This is a genomic window from Plantactinospora veratri (assembly GCF_036421995.1).
GTDB classification, from domain to species: domain Bacteria; phylum Actinomycetota; class Actinomycetes; order Mycobacteriales; family Micromonosporaceae; genus Plantactinospora; species Plantactinospora veratri.
On record NZ_JAZGQL010000017.1, the window covers coordinates 101575 to 125900 of the forward strand.

The 24326-nt window shown below is 73.4% G+C and carries 22 protein-coding genes and 1 tRNA gene; 13 read left to right on the forward strand and 10 right to left on the reverse strand.

The window, feature by feature from the left end:
- The first annotated feature begins 21 nt into the window (after positions 1 to 21).
- On the forward strand, positions 22 to 1362 hold the full coding sequence (locus V1634_RS22285) for a glycosyltransferase family 87 protein (protein WP_331209816.1): 1341 nt from the start codon (positions 22 to 24) through the stop codon (positions 1360 to 1362).
- Between the two features lie 288 nt (positions 1363 to 1650).
- On the opposite strand, the gene V1634_RS22290 is transcribed toward V1634_RS22285, so the two are convergent.
- From V1634_RS22290 to V1634_RS22300, 3 genes are all read right to left on the reverse strand, one after another.
- A complete protein-coding gene (locus V1634_RS22290) occupies positions 1651 to 3402 on the reverse strand; it encodes a hypothetical protein (protein WP_331209817.1) in 1752 nt (583 codons plus the stop codon).
- 189 nt (positions 3403 to 3591) lie between these two features.
- The gene (locus tag V1634_RS22295) at positions 3592 to 4335 is read right to left on the reverse strand and encodes a YcnI family copper-binding membrane protein (RefSeq protein WP_331209818.1); all 744 of its coding nucleotides are present in this window, start codon (positions 4333 to 4335) and stop codon (positions 3592 to 3594) included.
- Positions 4336 to 4346: 11 nt separating this feature from the next.
- Entirely contained in the window at positions 4347 to 6161 is a 1815-nt protein-coding gene (locus V1634_RS22300; RefSeq protein ID WP_331210030.1) for a copper resistance CopC/CopD family protein, read from the reverse strand.
- A gap of 602 nt (positions 6162 to 6763) precedes the next feature.
- Between V1634_RS22300 and V1634_RS22305 the strand changes: the two genes are divergently transcribed.
- The 3 genes from V1634_RS22305 to V1634_RS22315 are packed head-to-tail and all read left to right on the forward strand — an operon-like array spanning position 6764 to position 9289.
- Positions 6764 to 7309, forward strand: coding sequence for a MauE/DoxX family redox-associated membrane protein (locus V1634_RS22305; protein WP_331209819.1), 546 nt, complete (start codon positions 6764 to 6766; stop codon positions 7307 to 7309).
- Positions 7302 to 8021, forward strand: coding sequence for a DsbA family protein (locus tag V1634_RS22310; RefSeq protein ID WP_331209820.1), 720 nt, complete (start codon positions 7302 to 7304; stop codon positions 8019 to 8021). Before V1634_RS22305 ends, V1634_RS22310 begins: the two co-directional genes overlap by 8 nt.
- The gene (locus V1634_RS22315) at positions 8018 to 9289 is read left to right on the forward strand and encodes a hypothetical protein (protein ID WP_331209821.1); all 1272 of its coding nucleotides are present in this window, start codon (positions 8018 to 8020) and stop codon (positions 9287 to 9289) included. The genes V1634_RS22310 and V1634_RS22315 overlap by 4 nt, the downstream gene beginning before the upstream one ends.
- On the opposite strand, the gene V1634_RS22320 is transcribed toward V1634_RS22315, so the two are convergent.
- Genes V1634_RS22320 through V1634_RS22335 form a run of 4 tightly spaced genes read right to left on the reverse strand, consistent with a single transcriptional unit; the run spans position 9286 to position 12006 of the window.
- On the reverse strand, positions 9286 to 10086 hold the full coding sequence (locus V1634_RS22320) for an energy-coupling factor ABC transporter ATP-binding protein (protein ID WP_331209822.1): 801 nt from the start codon (positions 10084 to 10086) through the stop codon (positions 9286 to 9288). The genes V1634_RS22315 and V1634_RS22320 overlap by 4 nt on opposite strands.
- Complete coding sequence (gene cbiQ / locus V1634_RS22325) at positions 10083 to 10853, reverse strand: cobalt ECF transporter T component CbiQ (protein ID WP_331209823.1); 771 nt, start codon at positions 10851 to 10853, stop codon at positions 10083 to 10085. The genes V1634_RS22320 and cbiQ overlap by 4 nt, the downstream gene beginning before the upstream one ends.
- An 11-nt stretch (positions 10854 to 10864) precedes the next feature.
- Positions 10865 to 11269, reverse strand: a complete 405-nt coding sequence (locus V1634_RS22330) for a PDGLE domain-containing protein (protein WP_331210031.1) — start codon at positions 11267 to 11269, stop codon at positions 10865 to 10867.
- 17 nt (positions 11270 to 11286) lie between these two features.
- Entirely contained in the window at positions 11287 to 12006 is a 720-nt protein-coding gene (locus V1634_RS22335) for an energy-coupling factor ABC transporter permease (protein ID WP_331209824.1), read from the reverse strand.
- A 138-nt stretch (positions 12007 to 12144) separates the two neighbouring features.
- On the opposite strand from V1634_RS22335, the gene bcp reads away from it, so the two are divergent.
- The 3 genes from bcp to V1634_RS22350 all read left to right on the forward strand — a co-directional run bounded on the left by bcp (position 12145) and on the right by V1634_RS22350 (position 13320).
- Entirely contained in the window at positions 12145 to 12621 is a 477-nt protein-coding gene (gene bcp, locus V1634_RS22340) for a thioredoxin-dependent thiol peroxidase (RefSeq protein ID WP_331209825.1), read from the forward strand.
- 30 nt (positions 12622 to 12651) lie between these two features.
- A tRNA-Leu gene (locus V1634_RS22345) sits at positions 12652 to 12732 on the forward strand.
- Between the two features lie 69 nt (positions 12733 to 12801).
- Entirely contained in the window at positions 12802 to 13320 is a 519-nt protein-coding gene (locus V1634_RS22350) for a GNAT family N-acetyltransferase (protein WP_331209826.1), read from the forward strand.
- Between the two features lie 63 nt (positions 13321 to 13383).
- Here the strand turns inward: V1634_RS22350 and V1634_RS22355 are convergent, their stop codons facing one another.
- The 3 genes from V1634_RS22355 to V1634_RS22365 form a co-directional block, all read right to left on the reverse strand.
- On the reverse strand, positions 13384 to 14442 hold the full coding sequence (locus V1634_RS22355; protein WP_331209827.1) for an expansin EXLX1 family cellulose-binding protein: 1059 nt from the start codon (positions 14440 to 14442) through the stop codon (positions 13384 to 13386).
- A gap of 80 nt (positions 14443 to 14522) precedes the next feature.
- Positions 14523 to 15401 carry an MOSC domain-containing protein gene (locus V1634_RS22360; protein ID WP_331209828.1) on the reverse strand — a complete coding sequence of 293 codons (879 nt, stop codon included), beginning with the start codon at positions 15399 to 15401 and terminating at the stop codon, positions 14523 to 14525.
- A gap of 74 nt (positions 15402 to 15475) precedes the next feature.
- Complete coding sequence (locus tag V1634_RS22365; protein WP_331209829.1) at positions 15476 to 16309, reverse strand: class I SAM-dependent methyltransferase; 834 nt, start codon at positions 16307 to 16309, stop codon at positions 15476 to 15478.
- Between the two features lie 68 nt (positions 16310 to 16377).
- Between V1634_RS22365 and V1634_RS22370 the strand changes: the two genes are divergently transcribed.
- The 6 genes from V1634_RS22370 to hutH all read left to right on the forward strand — a co-directional run bounded on the left by V1634_RS22370 (position 16378) and on the right by hutH (position 24323).
- Positions 16378 to 17244 carry a MurR/RpiR family transcriptional regulator gene (locus V1634_RS22370; protein ID WP_331209830.1) on the forward strand — a complete coding sequence of 289 codons (867 nt, stop codon included), beginning with the start codon at positions 16378 to 16380 and terminating at the stop codon, positions 17242 to 17244.
- 82 nt (positions 17245 to 17326) lie between these two features.
- A complete protein-coding gene (gene hutU, locus V1634_RS22375; RefSeq protein WP_331209831.1) occupies positions 17327 to 18976 on the forward strand; it encodes a urocanate hydratase in 1650 nt (549 codons plus the stop codon).
- A gap of 11 nt (positions 18977 to 18987) precedes the next feature.
- Positions 18988 to 20214 carry an allantoate amidohydrolase gene (locus V1634_RS22380; protein ID WP_331209832.1) on the forward strand — a complete coding sequence of 409 codons (1227 nt, stop codon included), beginning with the start codon at positions 18988 to 18990 and terminating at the stop codon, positions 20212 to 20214.
- Positions 20211 to 21554 (forward strand): formimidoylglutamate deiminase, encoded by a 1344-nt coding sequence (locus V1634_RS22385; protein WP_331209833.1) that lies wholly within the window; start codon positions 20211 to 20213, stop codon positions 21552 to 21554. The genes V1634_RS22380 and V1634_RS22385 overlap by 4 nt, the downstream gene beginning before the upstream one ends.
- 55 nt (positions 21555 to 21609) lie before the next feature.
- Positions 21610 to 22782 (forward strand): imidazolonepropionase, encoded by a 1173-nt coding sequence (gene hutI, locus V1634_RS22390; protein WP_331209834.1) that lies wholly within the window; start codon positions 21610 to 21612, stop codon positions 22780 to 22782.
- Entirely contained in the window at positions 22770 to 24323 is a 1554-nt protein-coding gene (gene hutH, locus V1634_RS22395) for a histidine ammonia-lyase (protein WP_331209835.1), read from the forward strand. Before hutI ends, hutH begins: the two co-directional genes overlap by 13 nt.
- Positions 24324 to 24326 lie beyond the last annotated feature (3 nt).

The window sequence follows — 24326 nt, forward strand, 5'->3', positions numbered from 1 at the left end:
ACGGCCCGCTAGGGTTTTCCCGTGCCAGCCGATCCCCCCGTGCCATCCGCCACCGACGAGGACGATCCCGGCGGCCGCACCGCACGCCAGATCATCGTCGTGGTGCTGGTCGCCGCGGCGGTGCCGCTGCTCTATCTGGTCAGCACCCCGCACAACTTCTACGACCTCAAGATCTACATGAGCGCGATGCGGTGGTGGGCGGACGGGAACCCGCTCTACGACTACGTGCAGGCAGACCTGTTGCAGGGGCAGTTGTACTTCACCTACCCGCCCTTCACCGCCCTGCTGCTGCGTCCGTTCGCCGGGTTGCGGATCGGGGTGACCGCCGCCGTCTTCACCGTGTTGACCGTACTTGCCCTGCTGGTGACCACCTGGTGGCTCGTCTCGGCGGTCGCCGACCGGCACGGGGTGTCCCGGTGGTTCGCGGCGGGACTCGCCGTACCGCTCGCCTTCGCCGTGGAGAGCACCCGGGAGACCATCGTCTTCGGGCAGATCAACATGCTGCTCGTGGTGCTGGTCCTGGCCGACCTGCTCTTCGCCGTACCCCGGAACTCGCGCTGGGCCGGCGTCGGGATCGGGCTGGCGACGGCGCTCAAGCTCTATCCGGGGATCTTCATCGTCTATCTGCTCGTCACCCGGCGGTGGCGGGCGGCCCTGGTCTCGTCCGCGACGGCGGCCGTCGCGACGTTGCTGGCGGCGGCCATCGCGCCGAGCGACTCCTGGCGGTTCTGGACCCACGAGCTCTGGCTGACCGATCGGGTCGGCCGGCCCGACTACACCGGCAACCAGTCGCTCTTCGGCCTGCTCAGCCGCTTCACCACGCCCGGAGAGCCCAACCGGGTGCTCTGGCTGGTGCTGGTGGTCGCCGTCGCCGCGTACGGGCTGTGGCGGGCCGCCCGGGCTGCCCGGGCCGGCGACGAACTCGCCGGGTTGACCCTGACCGGTCTGGTTGCCGTCCTGGTGAGCCCGATCACCTGGACCCATCATGCGTACTGGTTCATTCCCGCCGTGGTGGTGCTGGTCGACGCCGGACTGCGGTCCACCGGACCACGATCCACCGGAGCACGATCCACCGGACCACGGCCGCCCGATCTGCCCGACGACCGGGCCGGGCGCCGCCGCAGGCTCGCGCTGCTGGCGCTCGCCGCGTTGCTCACCGCCGCGATCGTGTACGGCGTGGTCTCGTACTACGACTGGGGACGCGCCTTCGACCGGACGGATGCGCCCGGCGAGTTCCTGCTGCGCAACCTCTACGTGCTCTTCGCGTTGCTACTGCTCTTCGTACTGCCGATCCGTCGGGCGTCAACGGGTACGGGCACGGACACCGAGGCCGCTAAACATGAACCAAGTATCCGGCAGTAGCAGAAGTTGCGCCAAATGGACAGATCTATCTAGTACGCCTCGATGCGGTTAATCTAGGGACACATCTGAAACGTCCCTTCGGTACACCGATCCCCCGGTGAAGGTGGCCCCCCGTGTCGGCAGCGCGGGGGGCCACCCGCCGTCCCTCCCCTCGACGGGGCCACCCGGTCGGCCACGCGGCGGAGAAACACACCTCGCGGTCAGCGCAGCCGACTCAGCGCCAACTCAGCCGACGCAGCCGACTCGCGATCGGCGAAGTCGACTCGCGATCAGCGCCGCAACCCGCCGTCAGCGCGCTCGGCGGGTCGCCGGCTCGTAGCCCCTCGGCCGGTTCAGTCCGGTACGCCCCGTACGTGGCTGGTCGGCGTCGTATGCTGCCGCTCCCGGGGTCGCCGGACGCAGGGCGATCCGCCGGGAACCCTCCTCCTGGCCGGGAAGCGCCCCGGACAGGTCCCCGGGCTCCGGTACGGGCTGCACGGGAACCGGCCAGTCGTCCCGGGATCCCGCACGTACCGTGGCCGGGCGGCTCTCCGACTCGGCCACCGGCCGACACGCCGACTCGGCTGCCGCCCGGGACGCCGACTCGGCTGCCGGGCCCGATCTCGACTCGGCTGCCGGCTCGGACGCCAGCGGCACCCCCGACACCTCGACCGCCGTCCACGTCCCGCTCGGCACGCTGGGCTGTCGCGGGGCGACGTTGGCCGCCGGGACCGGTGCCGGCCTGGGCGGTGCTGGCATCGGCGGTGCCGGGGCCGGCAACGGCGGCGTCGGCGAAGGTGCCGGCACCGGCGCGGGCGGTGGCGCGGGTACTGGCGCGGGTGCCGGAGCCGGGGCGGGAGCACGGACGGATTGCGCCGCCACCATCGGGCCTGGCGATCCAACCGGCACCGACGACCCGGCAGAGTCCGACAACCCAGCCGGGACCGGCGACCCCACAGGATCCGACGACCCCACCGGGCCCGACGACCCCACCGGGCCCGACGAGTTCATCGGCGGCCAGACCAGGCGCGACGAGCCCCCGGGGCCCGGCCATGCCACTGTGACGCCGCCTGCCGGCGTCACCACGTCCGCCAGCGTCGCGGGCCGCCTCGACGGCACCGGACGGCTCCGCGCCTCTTCCGGCCGACCACCGGCCTGAGCCGGCAACTCCGCTGGTCGCTCCGCTCTCCTCCGCCCCCCGGCCGGAACCGTATCCGGCGAAGCCGCATCCGGCAGGGCACTACCCGGCGAAGCAGCATCCCGCGAAGCACTACCCAACGAAGCGATGTCCAGTGGTACGGGGCGCATCGGCGGATGACGGTGTCCGATCTCGTTCAGGGCGGCGACACCGAGCCGGGCGGCGAGTGCCGGGACCTGACCCGGTTCGACGACGAAGACCACCTCGCGCGGACGGACCGGCCGGGCCAGCAGGGCGATGCCGAACAGCGCCAGCAGGCCGCCGACCGCCAGTGAACTCCAGGCGACCGGATCGAGCCAGCCGGGGCGTACCTCGGCGCGCAGGTCGGCGACGATGCCGGCGCCGGCGTCCGGGCGCATGACGACAAGGCTGAGCCGGGGTGCGCGTACGTCGTCAGCGCTCAGGTCCAGTGTGCCCAGGCCGCTTCGGAGCCAGAGTCCCTGCTCGCCGGGGAGTACGGGGGCGGCTGGGGTGGCCGGCTCGTCGACCGGCTCGACACGTACCGGCAGATCGCCCCGGGTCACGCTGACTCGGTCGAGCCGGGCGTACGGCGAGCTGGCGAGGTAGGTGGAGACCTCGGCAGCGGGCGCGAGGCCGAGGAACGCCGGCTCGGTTCCGGTGCGCGCCACGATCCGCAGCCCGGTCCGACCGGCACCCAGGAAGGGCGCGTCCCGGCGCAGCATCGCGGCCAGGTCGGGTACGACGACGGCGTGCCCGCCGGTCTCGATCCGGTCCAGGGTGCCGGCGAAGGTCTCCCCACCGCCCCGCTGTTCGGAGAGCGTCCACAGTGCACCACCGACGAGGAGCACCGGCAGCCCGATCGTGAGCAGGAGTATCCCGGCGATCAGCCGCACGAAGCGCATACCGTCTCGTTCCCTCCGGTCGCGGTACCGCCGATGATGTCGCGCGACGGCGGCGGGGTCGCAGTACCCGACGACCATACCGAGCGAAATCGCTTCAACACGGATTATTGACTTAAAACGCCGCCGGCCCGTCGGCAGTTGTGCCGACGGGCCAGCGAGGACACCGGTGGGTGCGGGAGCGCCGCGCGATCAGGCGGTGGGCGGCGTGGTCTCCCGTCGGGTACGCGCGAATGCCAGCCCGCCCAGCGCCAGGCCGGCGAGGCCGGCGACCAGGCCCGCGATCGCCAGGCCCAGAGCCGCCGGGTCCCCGTCGTCCTCGTTCGACGATGCCGGCTGCTGCTGCACCACGGCCGGGCCGGCGCTCGCCGGGGTGCCGTTGCCGGCCGCCGGAAGCAGCTTCAGTACCGGGGCGGGGTCGTTCTCCGGCTCGGTACCGTCGGCGGCCGGCGGCTCGATCCAGCGCGCCGTGTTGCCGTCCGAGTAGTGCTGGAGGACCCGGAACACCAGTTGCTTGACCTCGGGCAGCGGCCCCATCGAGACCGGGAACTCGTGGAACTCTCCCGGCTTGATCCCGGCGTTCGCCGCCGCCGTCCAGGTGATCTTCGAGACCACCTCGCCGACCTGGCTGCCGTGCACCTCCACCGGCGGGTCCACCTTGCGCTTCTCGACCGCCACCGTCCAGCCGGGCACCGGCATCGTGGAGACCGAGGCGAGCGGCGCGTCCTCGGGGAACGTCACCTCCAGCTTGACGGTCGACGCGGTGTCGCTCTCGGTCGGTACCCGAAACGCCACGCGACCGTAACCGCCCTGGGTCGCCTCTCTCGGGTTCACCGTGACATGCGCGGAGGCCGACGAAGCCACCCCGAACACGCCGAGCACGGCTGCTCCGAGAACGAGGGCGGCGGCGCGCGCAGCCCGACGGTGACGGATCATGATGTACCTCTCTAGGTGATGGGCACGGTGCTGGTCACCGTGGCCTGGTCGATGTCCGAAATCCGGACCGTGAAGCTGAGCTGCCAGGTGCCTGCCGTCGGCAGGCTGATCTCGCCGGTGGCGTGGTTGTCGGTGAGCGGCAGCAGTGGGATCTCGATGGGTTCGACGCCCTGCTCCGGCAGTGCGGCCGTGGCCTTCCACTCGACCACCGGCAGGGGCTTGTTGTCCGGGGTGTACGCGTAGAGGTGTACCGAGTTGCTGCCGACCCCGGCCGGGTCCACCTCGACCTGCAACGAGTAGAGCGAACTGGTCAGCGTGGTGGTGTAGTAGCCGGGGCCACCGGCGTCGGCGTACTCGCCGGCGGTCCGGGCCGGCGGAGTCTGCACCAGTACGGCGGAGAGGGCCAGCACCACGGCGGTGATCGCGAGTTCGACCCAGACCGCCCGACGGATCCGTCGGGCCGAGGCGGCAGGCCGGGGCGGGTCGGCGACGAGCGTCCTGGTGGCGGTCGCCGCCTCCGGCGCGCCGGCACCGTCCACCGCGTCAGTCGGGTCAGCCGGGTCGGCGGAGTCGGCCGGCTCGGCTGCGACGACCGGATCGACTGCATCGGCCGGGTCGTCGGCGAGAAGCCGGCGCCGGACGAGCTGCCGTGAGTACGCGGCCACCGCGATCACCGCCGCGAAGAGCACCACCTTCGCGATGATCAGCCGGCCGTACGTGGTGGAGACCAGCCCGGACAGCGTACCCACCTCGATCAGGGCCTGGACGATCCCGGCGAGGAGTAGCGCGGAGACGGCGACGGTCGCCCAGCGGGACCAGACCGGCAGGATCGCGTCGAGTTCCCGGTCGTTCGCGCGGCGGAGCAGGAACCAACCGAGCATGACCAGTCCACCGAGCCACACCGCCATGCCGGCCAGGTGGACCGCGTCGACCACGACCGAGACCGCCGGCACCGGCGAGGCCGCCGCGTGCCCGGCGATCGGCCAGGTACCCAGACCGGCCACGCCGAGCACGGTGAGCAGGATGTGGTCGCCCCGGCCGGCCCGGCCGCTGATCAACGGGCGGAGCAGGATCGCCGCCGCGGCCAGGATGCCGAGCCGGACCAGGTGGGCCGCGCCGAAGGTGCTGCCGAGTACGTCACCGAGCGCGCCGCCGTCGACCTCGAACGGCCCGCCACCGGTGGTGTACGGCACCTGCAACCAGAGGCCGGCGAGGGTGGAGAGCACGATCAGCCCGATGCCGGTCCAGATCAGCCGGGCCGGGCCGCGCCGGTCGAGCCGGCGTGGCCAGAGCAGGCTGAGCACCATCACCGGACCGATCAACAGCAGCAGGCCGGCGTAGCCGACGGCCTTGAAGACTCGTACCGCCGCGCCCACCGCCGGGTGGATGTCGTCGGCGCCGCTGTCGGACGGCGGCGTCGACGGTGCGCCGACGGAATAGGTGTACGCGCCGGCCACCGGGTGGTTGTCCGCCGAGATCACCCGGTAGCTGACCAGGTAGCTGCCCTGGGCTCCGGACGGGTCGACCGGGATGGTGATCACCGCACCGTTGAAGCTCGGATCACCCCGGTCCACCCTGCTGCCGTCCGGACCGAGCACACGAATCTTGTCCGGCACCTCGCGGACGCTCTCGCTGAAGGTGAGCACCACCTCCGCGGGCGAGTTGGACAGCACCGCGTCGGCAGCCGGACTGCTGCTCACCAGTACCGCGTGCGCGCTGGCCGGGACGGCCGGACCGAGCAGCAGGGCGAGGGCGGCCAGCAGCAGGCCGAGACTGGCGCCGGCGCGGGCCAGCCATCGACGATTCGCAGCAATCATGCCCGATATCGTGACCGACCACCCCGGCTGCACGCGACCTCGGGTCACGCCCGGTCCGCCTCGATCACACCGACCGCCAACGGACGATCGACGACCGCCGGCCCCGGACGACGACCATCCGCCATCGGGCTCGATCCGCGACCATCCACCCTCGGGCTCGATCCACGACCATCCGGCGTCGGTCGCGATCCACCAGCATCTGCCGCCCGGACGAGACGACCGCCACCGGCGACCGGCCGGCGACCGGCGCGCCGGAGGGCGCACCGGTGGTCGGCTGCCCGGCGCGCGCGCCCGATCCCGTCAGGTGTCACGGACCCATAGTCGGCACCGGGCCCGAAAAAGTTCCCGGCTCGTGACAGCGCCTCGCGACCCCGGTTCGGGACACCGGTCCGGGATCGCGGACCGGCCGGAGTCGATCAGGGCCGGGGACCCCGCGAATCGGCTCGACCAACGTGCCACAGCCGGGATGCCGGTCGGACGTTCTGCCGGTAATGCCCACCTGTCACCGTAATGCCCCCTACCGTTGGTGAGCGTGATCGCACCCGGTCCGGCAGCTCGGATGACCAACGCCACACCGGGGCCGGAAACCCGCACACCGACCAAGACGACTAATGACTGTGACTGAGCGGACCACAGCAAGCGCCCCGGCGCCGGGCTACCGCCGCTGGCGGGCCGCGCGCCCGTGGCTCGGCACGGCCGCCCGGCTGGGCCTCGCCGCCGTGTGGCTGGCCGCTGGCGGTACCAAGGTCGGTGACCTCGCCGCCTCCGGCCGGGCGGTCAACGCGTACAAGATCTTTCCGTACGACCTGGCGGTGGTGATCGGCGCGGCGCTGCCCTTCGTGGAGCTGGCCCTCGGGCTGATCCTGCTGGTCGGGCTCGCCACCCGGCTCGCGGCCGGGATCTCCGCGGCACTCCTCGTGATCTTCATCGCCGGGATCGCCTCGGCCTGGACGCGTGGCCTCTCCATCGACTGCGGCTGTTTCGGCAGCGGTGGCGACCTCGCCGCCGGCCAGGACCCGACGTACGGGACGGAGGTCCTGCGCGACGTGGGCTTCCTGGTGCTCGCCGGCTTCCTGCTGGCCTGGCCGCGTACCCCGCTCTCGGTGGACGCGGCGTTGGGGCGGGACACCCGCGATGAGGAGAACGACGATGAGTGACCGGAACCGCAAGGAGCAACGCCGGCCCGCCCGGGTCGTACGCGAGCAGATGGCCCGGGAACGGCGCCGCAAGCGCACCCTGTGGACCTCGGTCGGCGTGGTCGTCGTGCTGGTCATCGCCGGGTTGATCGGCTGGGGCGTCTCGGCCAGCCAGGACTCGGGCGACTTCACCCCGCCGGGCGGAGCCAACCCGGAGGGCACCGGCATCGTGCTCGGCTCCGGACCGGTCAACGTCGACGTCTACGAGGACTTCATCTGCCCGATCTGCCGCACCTTCGAACAGCAGGCCGGCGGTACGATCGACCAGCTCGTCGCCGAGGGCAAGGTCCGGGTCACCTACCACCCGGTGGCCTTCCTCAACCGCTTCTCCAGCACCGAGTACTCGACCCGGTCCTCCGCCGCCTCCGGATGCGCGGCGCAGAGCGGCAAGTTCCGGGAGTACGCGAGGGCGCTCTTCGACCGGCAGCCACCCGAGGGCGGCGCCGGGCTCAGTGACGAACAGCTCGTCGAGGTCGCGACCAGCATCGGACTGGCCGGGGACAGTTTCCGCAACTGCGTTCAGGAGAATACCTTCGAGAAGTGGACCGAGCACGTGACCGACGAGGCTGCCCGGGCGGGGGTGACCGGCACCCCGACCGTGCTTGTCAACGGCAAGCAGGTGCAGGCCAGCGCCGAGGCGATCAGCGCGGCGGTGGCGGCGGCCGGCGGGTGACCGGCACCGGACCCGGCTGCCGACGCCTCCGCGCGCCGGCCCGCGTCGGGATCGCCCTGGCGGTCGGTCTGGTCGGCGTACTCGGCTCCGCGACGCCGGCCGCCGCGCACGCCGCCGACACCCCGGACGGCACCGACTACCGGGCCGAGGTGACCTCCGTCACTCCCGCGCTGCCGGGGCTGCGGGTCCGGGTGGTGGAGGGCGGCGCCCGACTCGAACTGGAGAACCGGACCGGTCGCACGATCGAGGTGCTGGGCTACGCCGGGGAGCCGTACCTGGAGATCCGCCCCGACGGCGTCTACGAGAACACCACTTCCCCGGCGACGTACCTGAACCGGACCCTCGCCGGGGAGACCGCGCTGCCGGCCGGGACCGACCCGACCCGGCCGCCGTCCTGGCGACGGATCGACACCGAGCCCGTGGTCCGCTGGCACGACCAGCGCAGCCGCTGGCTGGAGGAGTCGCCACCGCCCCAGGTCACCGCCGCCCCGGACCGGCCGCACCGGGTCCGCGACTGGGTGGTGCCGCTGCGCGACGGGCTGCGCCCGATGGAGGTACGCGGCACCCTCGACTGGCTGCCGCCACCCGATCCGCTCCCCTGGTGGAGCGTGGGCCTGCTCGGTGCGCTGGCGATCGGGGCACTCGGGGTACTGCCCCGCAACTCCCGACCGGGCCGCCGGGTCACCGTCGCGCTGGCCGTACTCGCGGTCGTCGGTGGGGCGGCGGCGCTGGGCTTCGCGCTGGCCCGGGGTGCCGACGCCGGGTTCGGCGGGATGCTGCTCGGACTCGTCACGGGGCAGCTCTGGCCCACCCTGACCGGCGTCGGCGCGCTGGCCGCCGGGGCGTACGCGCTGACCCGCCGACCGTCCGGCGACTTCGCGCTGGCGCTGGCCGGTACCTGTCTGGCGCTCTTCACCGGGGTGACGAACGCGGCCGTCTTCGTGCGCTCGGTGGTGCCGGTGCCGTGGCCGGCGGTGTGGGCCCGGGTCCTGATCGCGACGGTGATCGCGGTCGGCGGCGGGCTGGCGGCGGCCGGGATACTCCGGCTACGCGCCACCGGCCGCTCGTCCGGCGTCGGACCGGCCGGCTCGGGCGCCCCTCGGCGGCCGGCCCGGCGCTGGTCCGTGGCGCTGCCGGCGGAGCAGCCCGATCCCGCCGCACGACAGTCCGGCTCCGCCGCGAAGGACCGCCCTTCCGCTCCGGACGGGGGGCCCGGCTCGCCCGGCGGCGGACGGTACCCCGCCGACGAGCCGGCGGTCCGCGGTTAGCCGTTGGCGGCGAGTTGCCGGGCGGCCACCGCCGGGTCGAAGCCGTACGGCAGCTCCAGGCGGTGCCGGGCGAGCAGCTCCGCGTCGGCGAGAATCTCGGCGGTCGGCCCGTCCGCGACGATCCGACCGGTGTCCAGGATCACCGACCGGTCACACAGCTCCAGCGCGTACGGCAGGTCGTGGGTGACCATCAGCAGCGTCACCGGCAGCCGGCGCAGGATGCCGGCCAGCTCGCGGCGGGCGGCCGGGTCGAGGTTGGAGGAGGGCTCGTCCAGGACGAGGATCTCCGGGCGCATCGCCAGTACGGTCGCGACCGCCACCCGGCGGCGCTGCCCGAAGGAGAGGTGTTGGGGCGCCCGCTCCCGGTGCTCGGCCATCCCGACCGCGTCCAGCGCCTCGGTCACCCGCTCGGCCAGCTCGGCGCCGCGCAGGCCGAGGTTCGCCGGGCCGAACGCCACGTCCTCGGCGACGGTGGGCAGGAAGAGCTGGTCGTCGGGATCCTGGAAGACGATGCCGACCCGGCGGCGGATCTCGGCCAGGGTGGCCCGATCCCGGTCCACGGTCAGCCCGCCGACGGTGACCGTGCCGGCACCACCGCCGAGGATCCCGTTCAGGTGCAGCACCAGGGTGGTCTTGCCGGCGCCGTTCGGGCCGAGCAGGGCGATCCGCTCGCCGCGCGGGACGGTCAGGTCGACGCCGCGCAGCGCGAGCTGACCGTCGGGATAGCTGAACCGCACGCCGCGGACGTCCAGCGACGGGGGGTCGGCGGCGGGAGCGCTGTGCACGTACCCGATCATCCCAGCACGACCGCGGCGGCGGCGATGCCGGTCGCGGCGATCGGCACCGTCGCCGCGACCAGCCAGTGCCGGGTGGTGGCCGCACCCGCGCCGAGCCAGGCGTCCGGCATCCGCCCCTGGTAGCCCCGGGAGACCATCGCCAGATAGACCCGCTCGCCCCGCTCGAAGGCGCGCAGGAAGAGTGCGCCCACCCCCGCGCCGAAGCCGCGCAACTGCCACAGGAACCGGGGATCGTCGCCTCGGGAGATCCGGGCCACCCGCATCCGCCGCGCCTCGCCGACGAGTACGTCCAGGTAGCGGAGCATGAAGGTGGCGATCTGGGTGAGGATCTGCGGGCAGTGCAGCCGGTCCAGCCCGAGGATCAGGTCCCGCATGGTGGTGGTACCGGCGAGCAGCAGCGAGGCGAGCACCCCGAGAGTGCCCTTGGCCAGGATGTTCCAGCCGCCGTAGAGCCCGTCGACGGAGAGGTCCAGCCCCAGCCAGCTCACCCGCTCCCCGGTGCCGAGGAACGGCAGCGCGAACGCGAACACCACGAACGGCAGCTCGATCAGCGACCGGCTGGCCAGCCAGCGCAACCCGACCCGGGACACCGCCGCGACCAGGAGTACGAGCGCGAGATAGCCGCCGAACGCCCAGAACGCCTCCCGGGGGGTCGCGACGACGGCGAGGGTGAAGACCACCATCGCCACGATCTTGACCTCGGGTGGCAGTCGGTGCACCGCCGACGTCCGCTCCCGGTAGAGCACGTGCGCGTGCCCGGCTCCCATCTGTGGCGCTCCTACTCGGTGCCGTCGGTGGCGGTCCGAGCGGCGGCCGCTTGCGGGGCGACATCCTCCGCCGGGCCGGCGGTGGGGCGGCGCCGGGTCAGCCAGAAGAGGCCACCGCCGACGGCGAAGGTGATCAGCACACCGAGCGCCCCGGAGAGCCCGGTGGAGAGGAACGCGTTGTCGATGCCCCGGACCCCGTAGTCGGCCAGCGGGGAGTCGGCCAGCTCGTGTTCCTCGGCCTCCTGCGCCGGGCAACTGCCGCCGGTGATGTTGTCGTCCGCGTCGAAGGTGCAGCCCTCGCGCAGCGACGAGTCCAGCCCGTCCGGGTGGGAGGAGGCGAAGTTGCTGACCACCCCGGCGAGGAGCAGCGCGACCAGCAGGCCGCCGAGGATGAAGGCGCCGGAGCGCTTCGAGATCCGGGTACCTCCGGTCGTCATCGGGTACCTCCGGTCAGCGGCAGGTGGTCGGCGGTCGGGAGCGGACGCAGCGAGCGCAGCGCGTAGACCAGGTCGGGCCGGACCTTCGCCACGGTGACCACGGTGGTCGCGGTGATCAGGCCCTCGCCGACGCCGATCAGCAGGTGCACCCCGGCCATCGTGCCGGCCAGCCCGCCGAGGCTGCTGCCGACGTCGGTGGTGCCGCCGAGCCAGTACTGCAGGACGAAGCCCTGGGAGGCGACCAGCACGCTGAGCACCGAGGCGACGAACGCGGTCACGGCCAGTCCGGTCACGGTACGGGGGAGGATCCGCAGCAGGAGCGCGATCAGCAGGTACGCGACCGCGACACCGATCAGCGCCATGTTGGTGATGTTGAGGCCGAGCATCGCCACCCCGCCGTCGCCGAAGATCAGCGACTGGACGATCAGCACCACCGCCACGCAGAGCGCCCCGACCCAGGGTCCGACCAGGACGGCGGCGAGTGCCCCGCCGAGCAGGTGGCCGCTGACCGCGCCGGTGAAGATCGGGAAGTTGAGCATCTGGACGGCGAAGATGAACGCGGCGACCAGCCCGGCCATCGGGGCGAGCCGGTCGTCCAGGTCCTGCCGAGCACGGAAGACGCAGAGCGCGAGCGCCGCCAGGGCCAGCGCCCCGAACGCCGCCGCCACGGGACCGTTGATGATCCCGTTCGAGATGTGCATTGCCAGGCTGTCCACGCCACCTCCCAGGTGCCGGCGCGGAATCCGCCCCACCGGCCGGCCCAGCGTAGGACTCGGGCTTCGCTATTGCCAATATCTTGCAAGAGCTGTACACCAACCGCAATCTCCGGTCCACCTGGCGATAGGGTCGTGGCCATGACCTCGCCGATCCGCCTCGCCCCCGGGGACGCCGCGCCCGACTTCGCGCTGCCCACCGACACCGGAGAGACGCTCTCGCTCAAGGAACTGCGTGGCCGCAAGGTGGTGCTCTACGCCTACCCGAAGGCGATGACGCCGGGCTGCACCAAGCAGGCCTGTGACTTCCGGGACTCGCTCGCCTCCCTCCAGGCCGCCGGCTACGAGGTGGTGGGCATCTCACCGGACTCCCCCGCCGCGCTGGCGAAGTTCCGCGAGCGGGACGCCATCACCTTCCCGCTGGTCTCCGACCGGGACAAGGAGGTGCTCGTCGCGTACGGGGCGTACGGCGAGAAGCAGTCCTACGGGCGGACGATCACCGGAGTGATCCGGTCGACCTTCGTCATCGACGAGGAGGGCCGGATCGAGCGGGCGCTCTACAACGTCAAGGCCACCGGGCACGTCGCCAAACTCCGTCGGGACCTCGGCCTGGACTGAGCCCGCCAGCGGTCTAGACTTTGAGCGCGAGCGGGAGTGGTGTAATGGCAGCCACGCAGGATTTAGGTTCCTGTGCCTTCGGGCGTAGGGGTTCGACTCCCCTCTCCCGCACTTGTTAGCACCGTCACGCCCGGCGCGCGGGCCGGCGGAGCCTCCCGGCGGGCCGGCGAGGATGGCCGCGTGGGCATCCGTTTCGTACTCGATCCGCCGCCGACCCCCGAGCTGCGCGACGAGATCGTCCGACTGTGGACGGCGGTGACCAACGCTGGCGGCGCCGTCGGCTTCGTCGGCCCGGTCTCCGAGGACGACGTCCGGCCGATCGCGCTGGCCACCCTCGGGGCGGCGACCGAGGGACCGGACCAACTGCTCGCCGGCTACCGGGGCGAGGAGTTGGTCGCGCTGCTCTTCCTCACCGACAACCGGTTCCACCTCAAGTCGCACTGGTGCGTGCTGAAGCGGGTGATGGTGCATCCCGACCACCAGGGGTACGGCTACGGCCAGGCCCTGCTGCGCGAGGCCGAGCAGGTGGCCCGGAACGCGGGCTGGGAGGCGCTGCACCTGACCGTCCGGGACGGCCGGGGCGTGGAGGAGTTCTACCGGCGGCTCGGCTACCGGGAGGTCGGCCGGCTGCCCGGGGCCCTCCGGGTCGGGCCGGGCGACGACCGCGACGAGATCCAGATGTGGCTGCCGCTGGCCTGACCGTGGCCCACCCGGGTGTCCGGGACGCGGGACGCGTCGGTGACGTCGTCGCCGGGTGTCGGGTCAGCCGCAGCCGACCGGCACCGGGCCGCCGGCAGCGCCGGCCACCGGCTGTCCGGCCGGGTCGGCACCGGTCGGCGTACTCGGGGCGGGCGTCGGCGCGGCGGTCGGGACCGGGGTGGCGCTGGGGCCGGGGGCGGGTGAGGTCGACGGGGCCGCCCGGGTGGCCGGGTACATCCGTACCGTGCTGCGCTGCACCTGTCGGGGCGCCAGCCGGACTCCGGTGCCGACCGCCTCGTGGCCGTAGACGTCGACCACCCGGATCGAGTACGGCCCCGGGCCCATTCCGCCGTCGATCACCCAGTAGTTGTCGGAGCCACGCTTCGCCGCCCGCCAACTCGAACCGGCGCGCTTCACCGCGACCGACCTCACCGGGTTCCCGTGGTTGCCCACCTGCACGGCGAACCAGTACTGCGACGCGCCGCTCTTGAGCCGGAAGGTGAGCGGGCCGGGCAGCGGCGGGTCGACCGCCGCCCGGTAACGCACCGAGATGATGCCCTCGGAAAGGTCGGCGATCTTCGCGAACGCCTGCTTGGACAGGTCGATCTTGTTGTTGGTGCAGCCCCCGCAGCGGTCCAGCACCATCACCCGGACGGTGCCCTTCGGACCGGTCACGTCGAGGAAGCTGCCGCAGGCGGCCGAGCCGGCGTACTGGCTGGAGCCGAGCGCCGCGTAGAGCCGGTTGGCGGGCGGACCGGGCAGCGAGCAGTTGCCGCCCGAGCCTCCCCCGTCGTAGTGCGACGCCTTCCCCTTGTAGACCGTCGAGCCGGACGGGGGCGCGGCACGGTCCAGCGGCGGCGCGGCCAGCGCGGCGGCGCAGGCGGCCGAGTCGGAGAACTGCCAGACGAGCACCAGCCCGAGGACGGCGGCGAGCACCGCGGCGGACCCGCCGGCCAGCCAGCGCCGCGACACCCTTCGCCGGACCGGCCGACCGATCGGGGCGGAATCGCCGCCGGGCGGCACGGCACCGCCGGCGGTTCCGGCACCTCCGGCATCTCCGGCGGGGCCGGCAGCGGTCCGGTCCGTACCGTTCGGATCGTCGGGAAGCTCCGGCTCGATCATCCGGGGCATGTTGCCCTAGCCGCCGCGCCTTTCGCAAGGCCCGGACCAGGGTGTTCGACCGGTGCCGATGGCTGCCGGAGTCAGCCCGCCAGTTCCACCGGGTCGCCGACGGTCAGCGTGCCCACCAGACCATCCGGACCGGGCGCCGACGCCGACGCCGGCACCGGCACCGGCACCGGCACCGGCACCGGCACCAGGTTCTGGCCGAAGACCAACTGCCGGTTGATCCGGCGGTACTTCGCCAGGGTGCGCAGCGGCTCCCGGCCGCGTACCCCGGTCTCCTGGTCGGTGGTGGTGACCAGGCAGCGGCCGCAGGGCTTGGCCACCAGGAACGTCACCTGGCCGATCCGCAGCCGGCGGCCGGTCCAGCCGTCCTCGGCCCACGGATCGGCGCCGCCGACCACCACGTTGGGACGGAACCGGTTCATCGGCAGCGGCGCCTCGGCGTTGCCGGATTCGAGCAGGGACTCGTTGAGTGCGTCCAGCGAGGCGCGGTTCGCCAGCAGCAGCGGATAGCCGTCGGCGAAGCTGACCCGGTCGGCCGGGTCGACCAGGTCGGCGTCCGGGATCGGGCGTACCGTCGGATCGCCCAGCCAGACCAGCCGGACCTTGCGGTCGAGCAGCCGGGAGAGCCAGTCGTCGGCCGCCGGGTCCGCCCGCCGGGCCGGCGCGGCCGGCAGGTTCGAGAAGACGCGTACCACGATCGGCTCGCCGTCGGTCGGCTCGGCGACCTCCAGCGCGGCCCGGCCGGCGGCACGCAGCACCAGGCCGCCGGGGCGGAGTTCCGGGCGGATGGCCACCAGGCCCGTCACCTGGCGCTGGGTGACGGCGATGCCGTCGTCGCCCACGATCATCCAGCGCCGGTCGCCGGCCAGGCCCCACGGCTCGACCCGGGCCGCGTCGAGGTCGAGCCGGTAGCAGCCCTTGACCGGGTACGTGTGCAGGGAGACCAGCCGCATGGCCTTCACCCTGCCACAGCGCTCGCGATGGTCGGTGTTTCGGGCCGTCGCGCCCGGAGTGCGCAGCCCGCCGGCTACCAGGCGATGCCGATGCCGTCGCCCGGGTACCAGTGCTGGGCCGGGGTCTCCCGGTAGGCGAGGAACCGGCGGCCGGTCTTCTCGGCGTGCTCGGCGAGCACGTTGGTCACCGTGACGTTGTCGGTGAGCAGCCGGGCCCCGGGGGCCAGCTTCGGGGATACGGCCTGGAACTCCCGGCGTTCGTGCCCGGTGCTGTGGTTGCTGTCGTGCAGGAAGAGGTCGACCGGGCGGTCCAGGGCCTTGATCGAGGCGAGCGAGTCGCCGATCACCAGGTCGACCACGCTGGCCCACGGCTCGGCCTTGGCCAGGTAACCGGCCTCCGGGTTGATGTCCAGCGAGGTGACCCGGCCGGGCTCGCCGTCGGCGGCGTTGCGCAGCAGGGCCGAGGCGAGTACGCAGGTGCCGAGTCCCTTGTCGACCCCGGTCTCGACGATGTGCTTGGGTCGGGTGGACCGCACGATCGCGTACCAGCCGATCCGGCGGGCGTACCGGACGCGCCGGTCGGCCAGGCCGCGCCGGTCCGCGGCGGCGGTGGCCTGCTCGATGTGCTGCCGCAGCGGCTCGTCCTGTTCGATCTCGGTGAGGTACGCCCGCACCTGCTTGACCGGTACGTCGCAGGTCACGCTGACGAACCAGGCGAGGTGTTCCCGGCTGAGTTTGGTCAGGTCGTAGGTGTAGTTGTGGTGCTCGCGGGAGGTGAGCAGCCACTTCGCCGAGACGCTGATCACCCGGGCGTCGTGTCGGGCCACCCGCATGAGCCGCTTGGGGAACGCCGCAACGGGGGCGAGGCGGGTGCGGGCGATCGCACGCCGGAAATTCGTACCGTCCACCCGGAAGGTTTTACCACGTTCGAGGTGCGCCATTGCCCTCTGAATTATTTTATGCATAGAGTCTTCTTGTGAATGACAGTGCTGTCATCGCGGCGCCGCCGACGGACCGCGTGCTCGACCTGTTCCAGGGCGTCCGGCTCACGCCTACCCAGCGCCGGATCGCGCACAGCCTGGTCCAGCACGCCGCCTCCGCCGCCTACCTCTCCGCGGCCGAGGTCGCCGAGCTGGCCAAGGTCAGCCAGCCCTCGGTGACCCGGTTCGCCATCGCGCTGGGCTACGACGGCTATCCGGCGCTGCGCCGCCGGCTCCGGGAGATCACCACCGCCGGTGCCGGCCGACCCGACCTCGGGGTACCCGCCGGCAACGAGGCGCAGCGGGCGATCCGCGCCGAGGCCGACAACCTGGACCGGCTCGCCGAGCAGCTCGCCGACCGGGACGCGGTGACCGCCGCCGGTACGCTGCTGGCCGGCAGCCGACCGCTGGTCGTACTCGGGCTGCGCGCCGCCGCCCCGCTCGCCGGATACTTCGCGTACTTCGCGGCGAAGGTGCATCCGGACGTACGGGTCCTGGACTCCGGCGGGACGCTGCTCACCGACCGGCTGGAGCAGGCCCGGGCGGCCGGGGCGGGCGCCCTGCTCGGCATCGTGCTGCCCCGCTACCCCCGGGAGTCGCTGGACGCGCTCCGGGAGGCCCGCGCGGCCGGGATGTCGGTGGTGGTGATCACCGACTCGGCGGTCAGCCCGGCCGCCGAGTACGCCGACATCGTGCTGCCGGCCGCGGTCGGCGCCCAACTCGTCTTCGACCTGCACACCGCCCCGATGGCGCTGTCGATGGTGCTGCTCCAGGCGATCTGCGACGCCGCACCGGCCGACGCCCAGCGCCGGCTGGAGGAGTTCGAACAGTCCGCCGCCCGCCGCCAGTTGTTCGTCGGATAGCCCTCGACAGTTCACCGATCCGTTCCCACCGCCCCGCACCGCACAGCAGCATCGAACCGTTCCCACCGCAGGAGGAGTTGCCATGCCCGAGCCGATCCGCGCCGCCCGCGGCACCACCCGGACCGCCGTCGGGTGGCCGCAGGAGGCGGCGCTGCGGATGTTGATGAACAACCTCGACCCGGAGGTCGCCGAACGCCCCGACGACCTCGTCGTCTACGGCGGGACCGGCCGGGCGGCCCGGGACTGGCCGTCGTACCACGCGCTGGTCCGCACACTCGGCACGCTCGCCGACGACGAGACCATGCTGGTGCAGTCGGGCCGGCCGGTCGGGGTGCTCCGGACCCACGAGTGGGCGCCCCGGGTGCTCATCGCCAACTCGAACCTGGTCGGCGACTGGGCCAACTGGCCGGAGTTCCGCCGCCTCGAACAGCTCGGCCTGACCATGTACGGCCAGATGACCGCCGGCTCGTGGATCTACATCGGCACCCAGGGCATCCTCCAGGGCACCTACGAGACCTTCGCCGCCGTGGCGACCAAACGGTTCGGCGGCTCGCTGGCCGGCACCCTGACCCTGACCGCCGGCTGCGGCGGGATGGGCGGGGCGCAGCCGCTCGCGGTCACCATGAACGGCGGCGCCTGCCTGGTCGTCGACGTCGACCCGGAGCGGTTGGCCCGCCGGGTCGCCACCCGCTATCTCGACACGGTCGCCGACTCGCTCGACGACGCGGTCGACCAGGTGCTCGCCGCCAAGCGGGAGCGGCGGGCGCTCTCGGTCGGGGTGGTCGGCAACGCCGCGACCGTCTTCCCCGAGCTGCTCCGCCGGGGCGTCGAGATCGACGTCGTCACCGACCAGACCAGCGCGCACGACCCGCTCTCGTACGTCCCGGACGGGGTGGAGCTGGCCGACGCCGCCGAGCTGGCCCGGGTGAAGCCGGCCGAGTACACCGAGCGGGCCCGGGCGGCCATGGTGAAGCACGTCGCCGCGATGGTCGGCTTCTCCGACAACGGTGCCGAGGTCTTCGACTACGGCAACTCGATCCGGGGCGAGGCGCAGCTCGGCGGGTACGATCGGGCGTTCGCCTTCCCCGGCTTCGTGCCGGCGTACATCCGGCCGCTCTTCAGCGAGGGCAAGGGACCGTTCCGCTGGGCGGCGCTCAGCGGCGACCCGGCCGACATCGCCGCCACCGACCGGGCGGTGCTCGACCTCTTCCCCGAGAACGAACCGCTGGCCCGGTGGATCCGGCTGGCCGGCGAGCGGGTCGCCTTCCAGGGTCTGCCGGCCCGGATCTGCTGGCTCGGCCACGGTGAACGGCATCTGGCCGGCGTCCGCTTCAACGACATGGTCGCCAGCGGCGAGCTGACCGCCCCGGTGGTGATCGGCCGGGACCACCTGGACGCCGGCTCGGTCGCCTCCCCCTACCGGGAGACCGAGGCGATGGCCGACGGCTCCGACGCGATCGCCGACTGGCCGCTGCTGAACGCACTCGTCAACACCGCCAGCGGCGCCTCCTGGGTGAGCATCCACCACGGCGGCGGGGTCGGCATCGGCCGCTCCATCCACGCCGGCCAGGTCTGCGTCGCCGACGGCAGCCCGCTGGCCGGGCAGAAGATCGAACGGGTGTTGAGCAACGACCCGGCGATGGGCGTACTCCGGCACGTCGACGCCGGCTATCCGGAGGCGGTCGCGGCCGCCACCCGCGGCAACCTCCGCATCCCCACGGCCGAAGTGTAAGGAAGGGCCCCTTGTTATCGGATTCTGTTGTAGAAGGGCCCCCGCCTTTCAGCCGGCTCTGGGCGGAGATCGCGCCGATCGGGCGTGATCCGGGTACTGGTGGCTACCTCCGGTACGGCTTCACGGAGCCGGTACGGGAGCTGGAGCGGTGGTTCCGGCGCGTCGCGGAGGCCGACGGGGCGCACGCGATCGAGGCGGACGGCAACGGCAACCTGATCGCCTGGTACGGGCCGCCGCCCGAGCGGGGCGACGCCGTCCTGCTCGGCAGCCACTTCGACTCCGTCCCGTACGGCGGCGGCTACGACGGCCCGCTCGGCATCGTCAGCGCCCTGCTGGCGGTACGGGCACTCCGACAGGAGGGTCGCCAGTTCCGCCGGCCGGTCGGGGTGGTGGCGTTCGTCGAGGAGGAGGGCTCGCGGTTCGGCGTACCCTGTCTCGGCTCCCGGCTGCTCACCGGCGCGCTGGACCCGGAGCGGGCGGCGGCGCTGGCCGACTCCGACGGCGTCACCCTGGCCGAGGCGATGGGCGGCCGGCCGGCGGGGGCCCGGCCGGAGCTGCTGGGCCGGATCGGCGTCTTCGTCGAGCTGCACGTCGAACAGGGCCGGGCCCTGGTCGACCTCGGCGCGCCGGTCGGGGTGGCCAGCGGGATCTGGCCGCACGGCCGCTGGCGGCTCGACTTCGCCGGCGAGGCCAACCACGCCGGCACGACCCGGATGGCGGACCGGCGTGACCCGATGCTGACCTACGCCTTCACGGTGCTGGCCGCCAACAAGGAGGCCCGGCTGCGCGGCGCGCACGCGACGATCGGCCGGGTCGAGGTGGCGCCGAACGCCACCAACGCGATCCCGGCCCGGGTGCGCGGCTGGCTGGACGCCCGGGCCGCCGACGCCGGCACCCTGGAGGCGCTGGTCGAGGGGGTACGCGCCAAGGCCGCCGACCGGGCCACCCGGGACGGTACGAGCCTGACGGTCACCCGGGAGTCGCTCAGCCCGCCGGTCGAGTTCGACGGTGGACTGGTCAAGGCGTTCCGCGAGGTGCTCGCCGAGGGCGTACCGGTGCTGCCGACCGCCGCCGGGCACGACGCCGGGATCCTGGCCGAGCACGTGCCGACCGCGATGCTCTTCGTGCGGAACCCGACCGGGGTGTCGCACTCCCCCGCCGAGGCGGCCACCGACGACGACTGCGCCGAGGGCGTACGCCGGCTGGCCGACCTGCTCGCCCACCTGGCCGCCGGATGACCGGCACCGACCCGGCGCGCTACCACGCCGAGTACGCCTGGCTGCCGGACCGCCCCGCGCCCGACGCCGACGTGCTGATCGAGGTGGTCGACGGCCGGTTCGGCACGGTCACGCCCGGGGTGCCGGTGCCGCCTACGGACGCGCGGCGGCTGCCCGGGTTGACCATGCCGGGGCTGGCCAACGCGCACTCGCACGCCTTCCACCGGGCGCTGCGCGGGCGCGGCCACGGCGGCCGGGGCGACTTCTGGGCCTGGCGCGACACGATGTACGCGGTGGCCGACCGGCTCGACCCGGAGCACTACCTCGCGCTGGCCCGGGCCGCGTACGCCGAGATGGCGCTCGCCGGCATCACCTGCGTCGGCGAGTTCCACTATCTGCACCACGCCCCGGGCGGCGTCCGGTACGCCGACCCGAACGTGATGAGCGCGGCGCTGGTCGAGGCCGCCGCCGAGGCCGGGATCCGGCTCACCCTGCTGGACACCTGCTATCTGACCGCCACGGTGGACGGTCAGCCGCTGACCGGACCGCAACTGCGGTTCGGCGACGGGGACGCGGCGCGCTGGGCCGGGCGGGCCGCCGCGTTCACCCCGGCCGGTACGCACGCCCGGGTCGGTGCGGCGATCCACTCCGTTCGGGCGGTACCGGCCGACCAGTTCGCCGAGGTGGCCGGCTGGGCCCGGGAGCGGGCCGCCCCGCTGCACGTACACCTGTCGGAGCAGCCGGCCGAGAACGAGGCGTGCCTGGCGTACCACGGGAAGTCCCCGACCGCGTTGCTGGCCGAGGCCGGCGTGCTCGGCCCGGCCACCACGGCGGTGCACGCCACCCACCTGACCGGGCTGGACGTCGAGGTGCTCGGGTCCAGCGGCACCGGGGTCTGCGCCTGCCCGACCACCGAGCGGGAACTGGCCGACGGGGTGGGTCCGTTCCGGAGGCTCGCCGACGAGGGCGTCGAGATCAGCCTCGGCAGCGACAGCCACGCCGTGCTGGATCTCTTCGAGGAGGCCCGGGCGGTGGAGCTGAACCTGCGGCTGGCGACCCTGGCCCGGGGCCACTTCACCCCGGTCGAGCTGTTGCGCGCCGCGACGGAGGTCGGACACGCCGCGCTGGGTTGGCCGGACGCCGGCCGGCTGGAGCCCGGGGACCGGGCCGACCTGGTCACCGTCCGGCTGGACAGTGCCCGGACCGCCGGGGTGCCGCCGGTCGGGGTCTTCTTCACGGCCGGTGCGGCCGACGTGACCGACGTGCTGACCGACGGCCGGCCGGTTGTCCGGGAGGGTCGGCACGTCCGGCTCGACGTGCCGGCCGAGCTGTCGGCGGCGATCGCGGCGGTGACGTCGTGAACCGGCGGGCCGACACTGTCGGCGAACGCGCCGCGGCAGGCCGGGCGGTGGCGTCGTGAACCTGCTGATCGACAACATCGGGGAGCTGGTCACCAACACCGGGATCGGCGAGGGCGGGCCGCTCGGCATCCGCCGCAAGGCGGCGCTGCTGGTCGAGGAGGGCGAGGTGGCCTGGATCGGCCCGGCCCGCTACGCCCCGGCCGCCGACCACCGGATCGACGCCGGCGGCCGGGCGGTGCTGCCCGGCTTCGTGGACAGCCACGCCCACCTGGTCTTCGCCGGGGACCGGGCCGCCGAGTTCGCCGCCCGGATGGCCGGCGAGCCGTACACCGGAGGTGGCATCCGGACCACCGTCGCCGCCACCCGGGCCGCCGACGACGATCGGCTCCGGGAGACCGTCGGGCGGCTGCGCGCCGAGGCGGTCCGGCAGGGCACCACCACGATCGAGATCAAGAGCGGGTACGGCCTCACCGTCGCCGACGAGGCCCGCTCGCTGCGGATCGCCGCCGAGTTCACCGCCGAGACGACGTTCCTCGGCGCGCACGTGGTGCCGCCGGAGTACGCCGACCGCCCCGACGACTACGTCGGACTGGTCTGCGGGCCGATGCTCCGGGCCGCGCTGCCGTACGCGAAGTGGGTCGACGTCTTCTGCGAGCGGGGTGCCTTCGACGCCGACCACGCGCGGGCGATCCTCACCGTCGGGCAGGCCGCCGGGCTGGGGGTGCGGGTGCACGCCAACCAGCTCGGTCCCGGGCCGGGGGTGCAGCTCGGGGTGGAACTCGGCGCGGCCAGTGTCGACCACTGCACGCACCTGTCCGATGTGGACGTGGACATGCTGGCGATGTCGGAGACGGTGGCGACGCTGTTGCCCGGTGCCGAGTTCTCCACCCGGTCGCCGTACCCGGACGCCCGGCGGCTGCTCGACGCGGGGGTGACCGTGGCGCTGGCGACGGACTGCAACCCGGGTTCGTCGTACACCTCGTCGATGCCGTTCTGCGTCGCGCTCGCGGTCCGGGAGATGGGCATGACCCCGGCGGAGGCGGTCTGGGCGGCCACCGCCGGTGGCGCGCGGGCACTGCGTCGCGCGGACGCCGGGGTGCTCCGGCCGGGCGTACCGGCCGACCTGAGCATCCTCGACGCGCCCTCCTATCTGCACCTGGCCTACCGGCCCGGTGTTCCACTGATCAGCCAGGTCCTGCACAACGGAGTACCGCAATGTCAACCGTGACCCGACCCGTCGTCACCGTCCAGCCCACCGGAATATCCCCGGCCGACGTGCTGGCGGTGGCCCGGGGCACCGCCACCGTCGTCCTCGATCCCTCCACACTGGACGCGATGGCGGCCAGCCGGGCGATCGTGGACCGGATCGAGCAGACCGGCCGTCCGGTCTACGGCGTCTCGACCGGCTTCGGGGCGCTCGCCAACACCTTCGTCGCGCCGGATCGGCGGGCCGAGTTGCAGCACGCGCTGATCCGCTCGCACGCCGCCGGGGTGGGCGCCCCGATGCCCCGCGAGGTGGTCCGGGCGATGATGCTGCTCCGGATCCGCTCGCTGGCCCTCGGGCACTCCGGGGTACGCCCCGAGCTGGCTGGGGCGCTCGCCGACCTGCTCAACGCCGACATCACCCCGTGGGTGCCGGAACACGGCTCGCTCGGCGCGTCCGGCGACCTCGCCCCGCTGGCACACTGCGCGCTGGTGCTGCTCGGCGAGGGCTGGGTGGTCGGCCCGGACGGCAGCCGGCAGGACGCGGCGGTGGCGCTGCGTGCCGCCGGGCTGCGCCCGGTGACGCTCGCCGCCAAGGAGGGGCTGGCGCTGGTCAACGGCACCGACGGAATGCTCGGGATGCTGCTGCTGGCGGTCGCCGACGCCGGCCACCTCTTCACCATGGCGGACGTGACGGCGGCCCTGGCCATCGAGGCGATGCTCGGCTCGGAGCGCCCGTTCCTGCCGGAACTGCACGCCATCCGCCCGCATCCGGGGCAGGCGCTCTCGGCGGCCAACATCCACCGGCTGCTCCAGGGATCGTCCATCATGGACTCGCACCGGGACGACCTGTCGCACGCCGTGCAGGACGCGTACTCGATGCGCTGCGCCCCGCAGGTCGCCGGGGCGGCCCGGGACACCCTCGCCTTCGTCGACCAGGTCGCCGGCCGGGAACTCCTCGCGGTGGTGGACAATCCCGTGGTCCTGCCGGACGGCCGGGTCGAGTCGACCGGCAACTTCCACGGCGCCCCGCTCGGCTTCGCCGCCGACTTCCTGGCCATCGCCGCCGCCGAGGTCGGGGCGATCGCCGAACGCCGGGTCGACCGGCTGCTCGACGTCACCCGGTCCCGGGAACTGCCGGCGTTCCTCTCCCCCGACGCCGGGGTCAACTCCGGGCTGATGATCGCCCAGTACACCGCCGCCGGCATCGTCGCGGAGAACCGGCGGCTCGCCGCGCCCGCCTCGGTCGACTCGCTGCCGACCAGCGGCATGCAGGAGGACCACGTCTCGATGGGCTGGGCGGCGACCAAGAAGCTGCGTACGGTACTGGAGAACCTGACCAGCCTGCTCGCGGTGGAACTGATCGCCGGGGTACGCGGCCTGCAACTGCGGGCCCCGCTCACCCCGTCCCCGGCCGGCCGGGCGGCGCTGGCGGCGCTGCGGGAGGCCGTCGGCGAGCCGGGGCCGGACATCTTCCTCGCCCCGGCGATGGAGGCGGCCCGCGCGGTGGTCGCCGGTCCCGAACTGCGGGCGGCGATCGAGGCGGAGGTCGGACCCCTGGGGTAGAAC

Excerpts from the sequence above, each read along its gene's own strand:
- V1634_RS22385 (WP_331209833.1), top strand. The coding sequence starts at position 20,211 with ATGACCGGCACCGACCCGGCGCGCTACCACGCCGAGTACGCCTGGCTG.
- bcp (WP_331209825.1), top strand. The coding sequence starts at position 12,145 with ATGACCTCGCCGATCCGCCTCGCCCCCGGGGACGCCGCGCCCGACTTC.
- cbiQ (WP_331209823.1), bottom strand. The coding sequence starts at position 10,853 with ATGGGAGCCGGGCACGCGCACGTGCTCTACCGGGAGCGGACGTCGGCG.
- hutU (WP_331209831.1), top strand. The coding sequence starts at position 17,327 with ATGCCCGAGCCGATCCGCGCCGCCCGCGGCACCACCCGGACCGCCGTC.
- V1634_RS22305 (WP_331209819.1), top strand. The coding sequence starts at position 6,764 with ATGACTGTGACTGAGCGGACCACAGCAAGCGCCCCGGCGCCGGGCTAC.
- V1634_RS22295 (WP_331209818.1), bottom strand. The coding sequence starts at position 4,335 with ATGATCCGTCACCGTCGGGCTGCGCGCGCCGCCGCCCTCGTTCTCGGA.
- V1634_RS22360 (WP_331209828.1), bottom strand. The coding sequence starts at position 15,401 with ATGCGGCTGGTCTCCCTGCACACGTACCCGGTCAAGGGCTGCTACCGG.
- V1634_RS22310 (WP_331209820.1), top strand. The coding sequence starts at position 7,302 with ATGAGTGACCGGAACCGCAAGGAGCAACGCCGGCCCGCCCGGGTCGTA.
- V1634_RS22355 (WP_331209827.1), bottom strand. The coding sequence starts at position 14,442 with ATGATCGAGCCGGAGCTTCCCGACGATCCGAACGGTACGGACCGGACC.
- hutH (WP_331209835.1), top strand. The coding sequence starts at position 22,770 with ATGTCAACCGTGACCCGACCCGTCGTCACCGTCCAGCCCACCGGAATA.
- V1634_RS22320 (WP_331209822.1), bottom strand. The coding sequence starts at position 10,086 with ATGATCGGGTACGTGCACAGCGCTCCCGCCGCCGACCCCCCGTCGCTG.
- V1634_RS22290 (WP_331209817.1), bottom strand. The coding sequence starts at position 3,402 with ATGCGCTTCGTGCGGCTGATCGCCGGGATACTCCTGCTCACGATCGGG.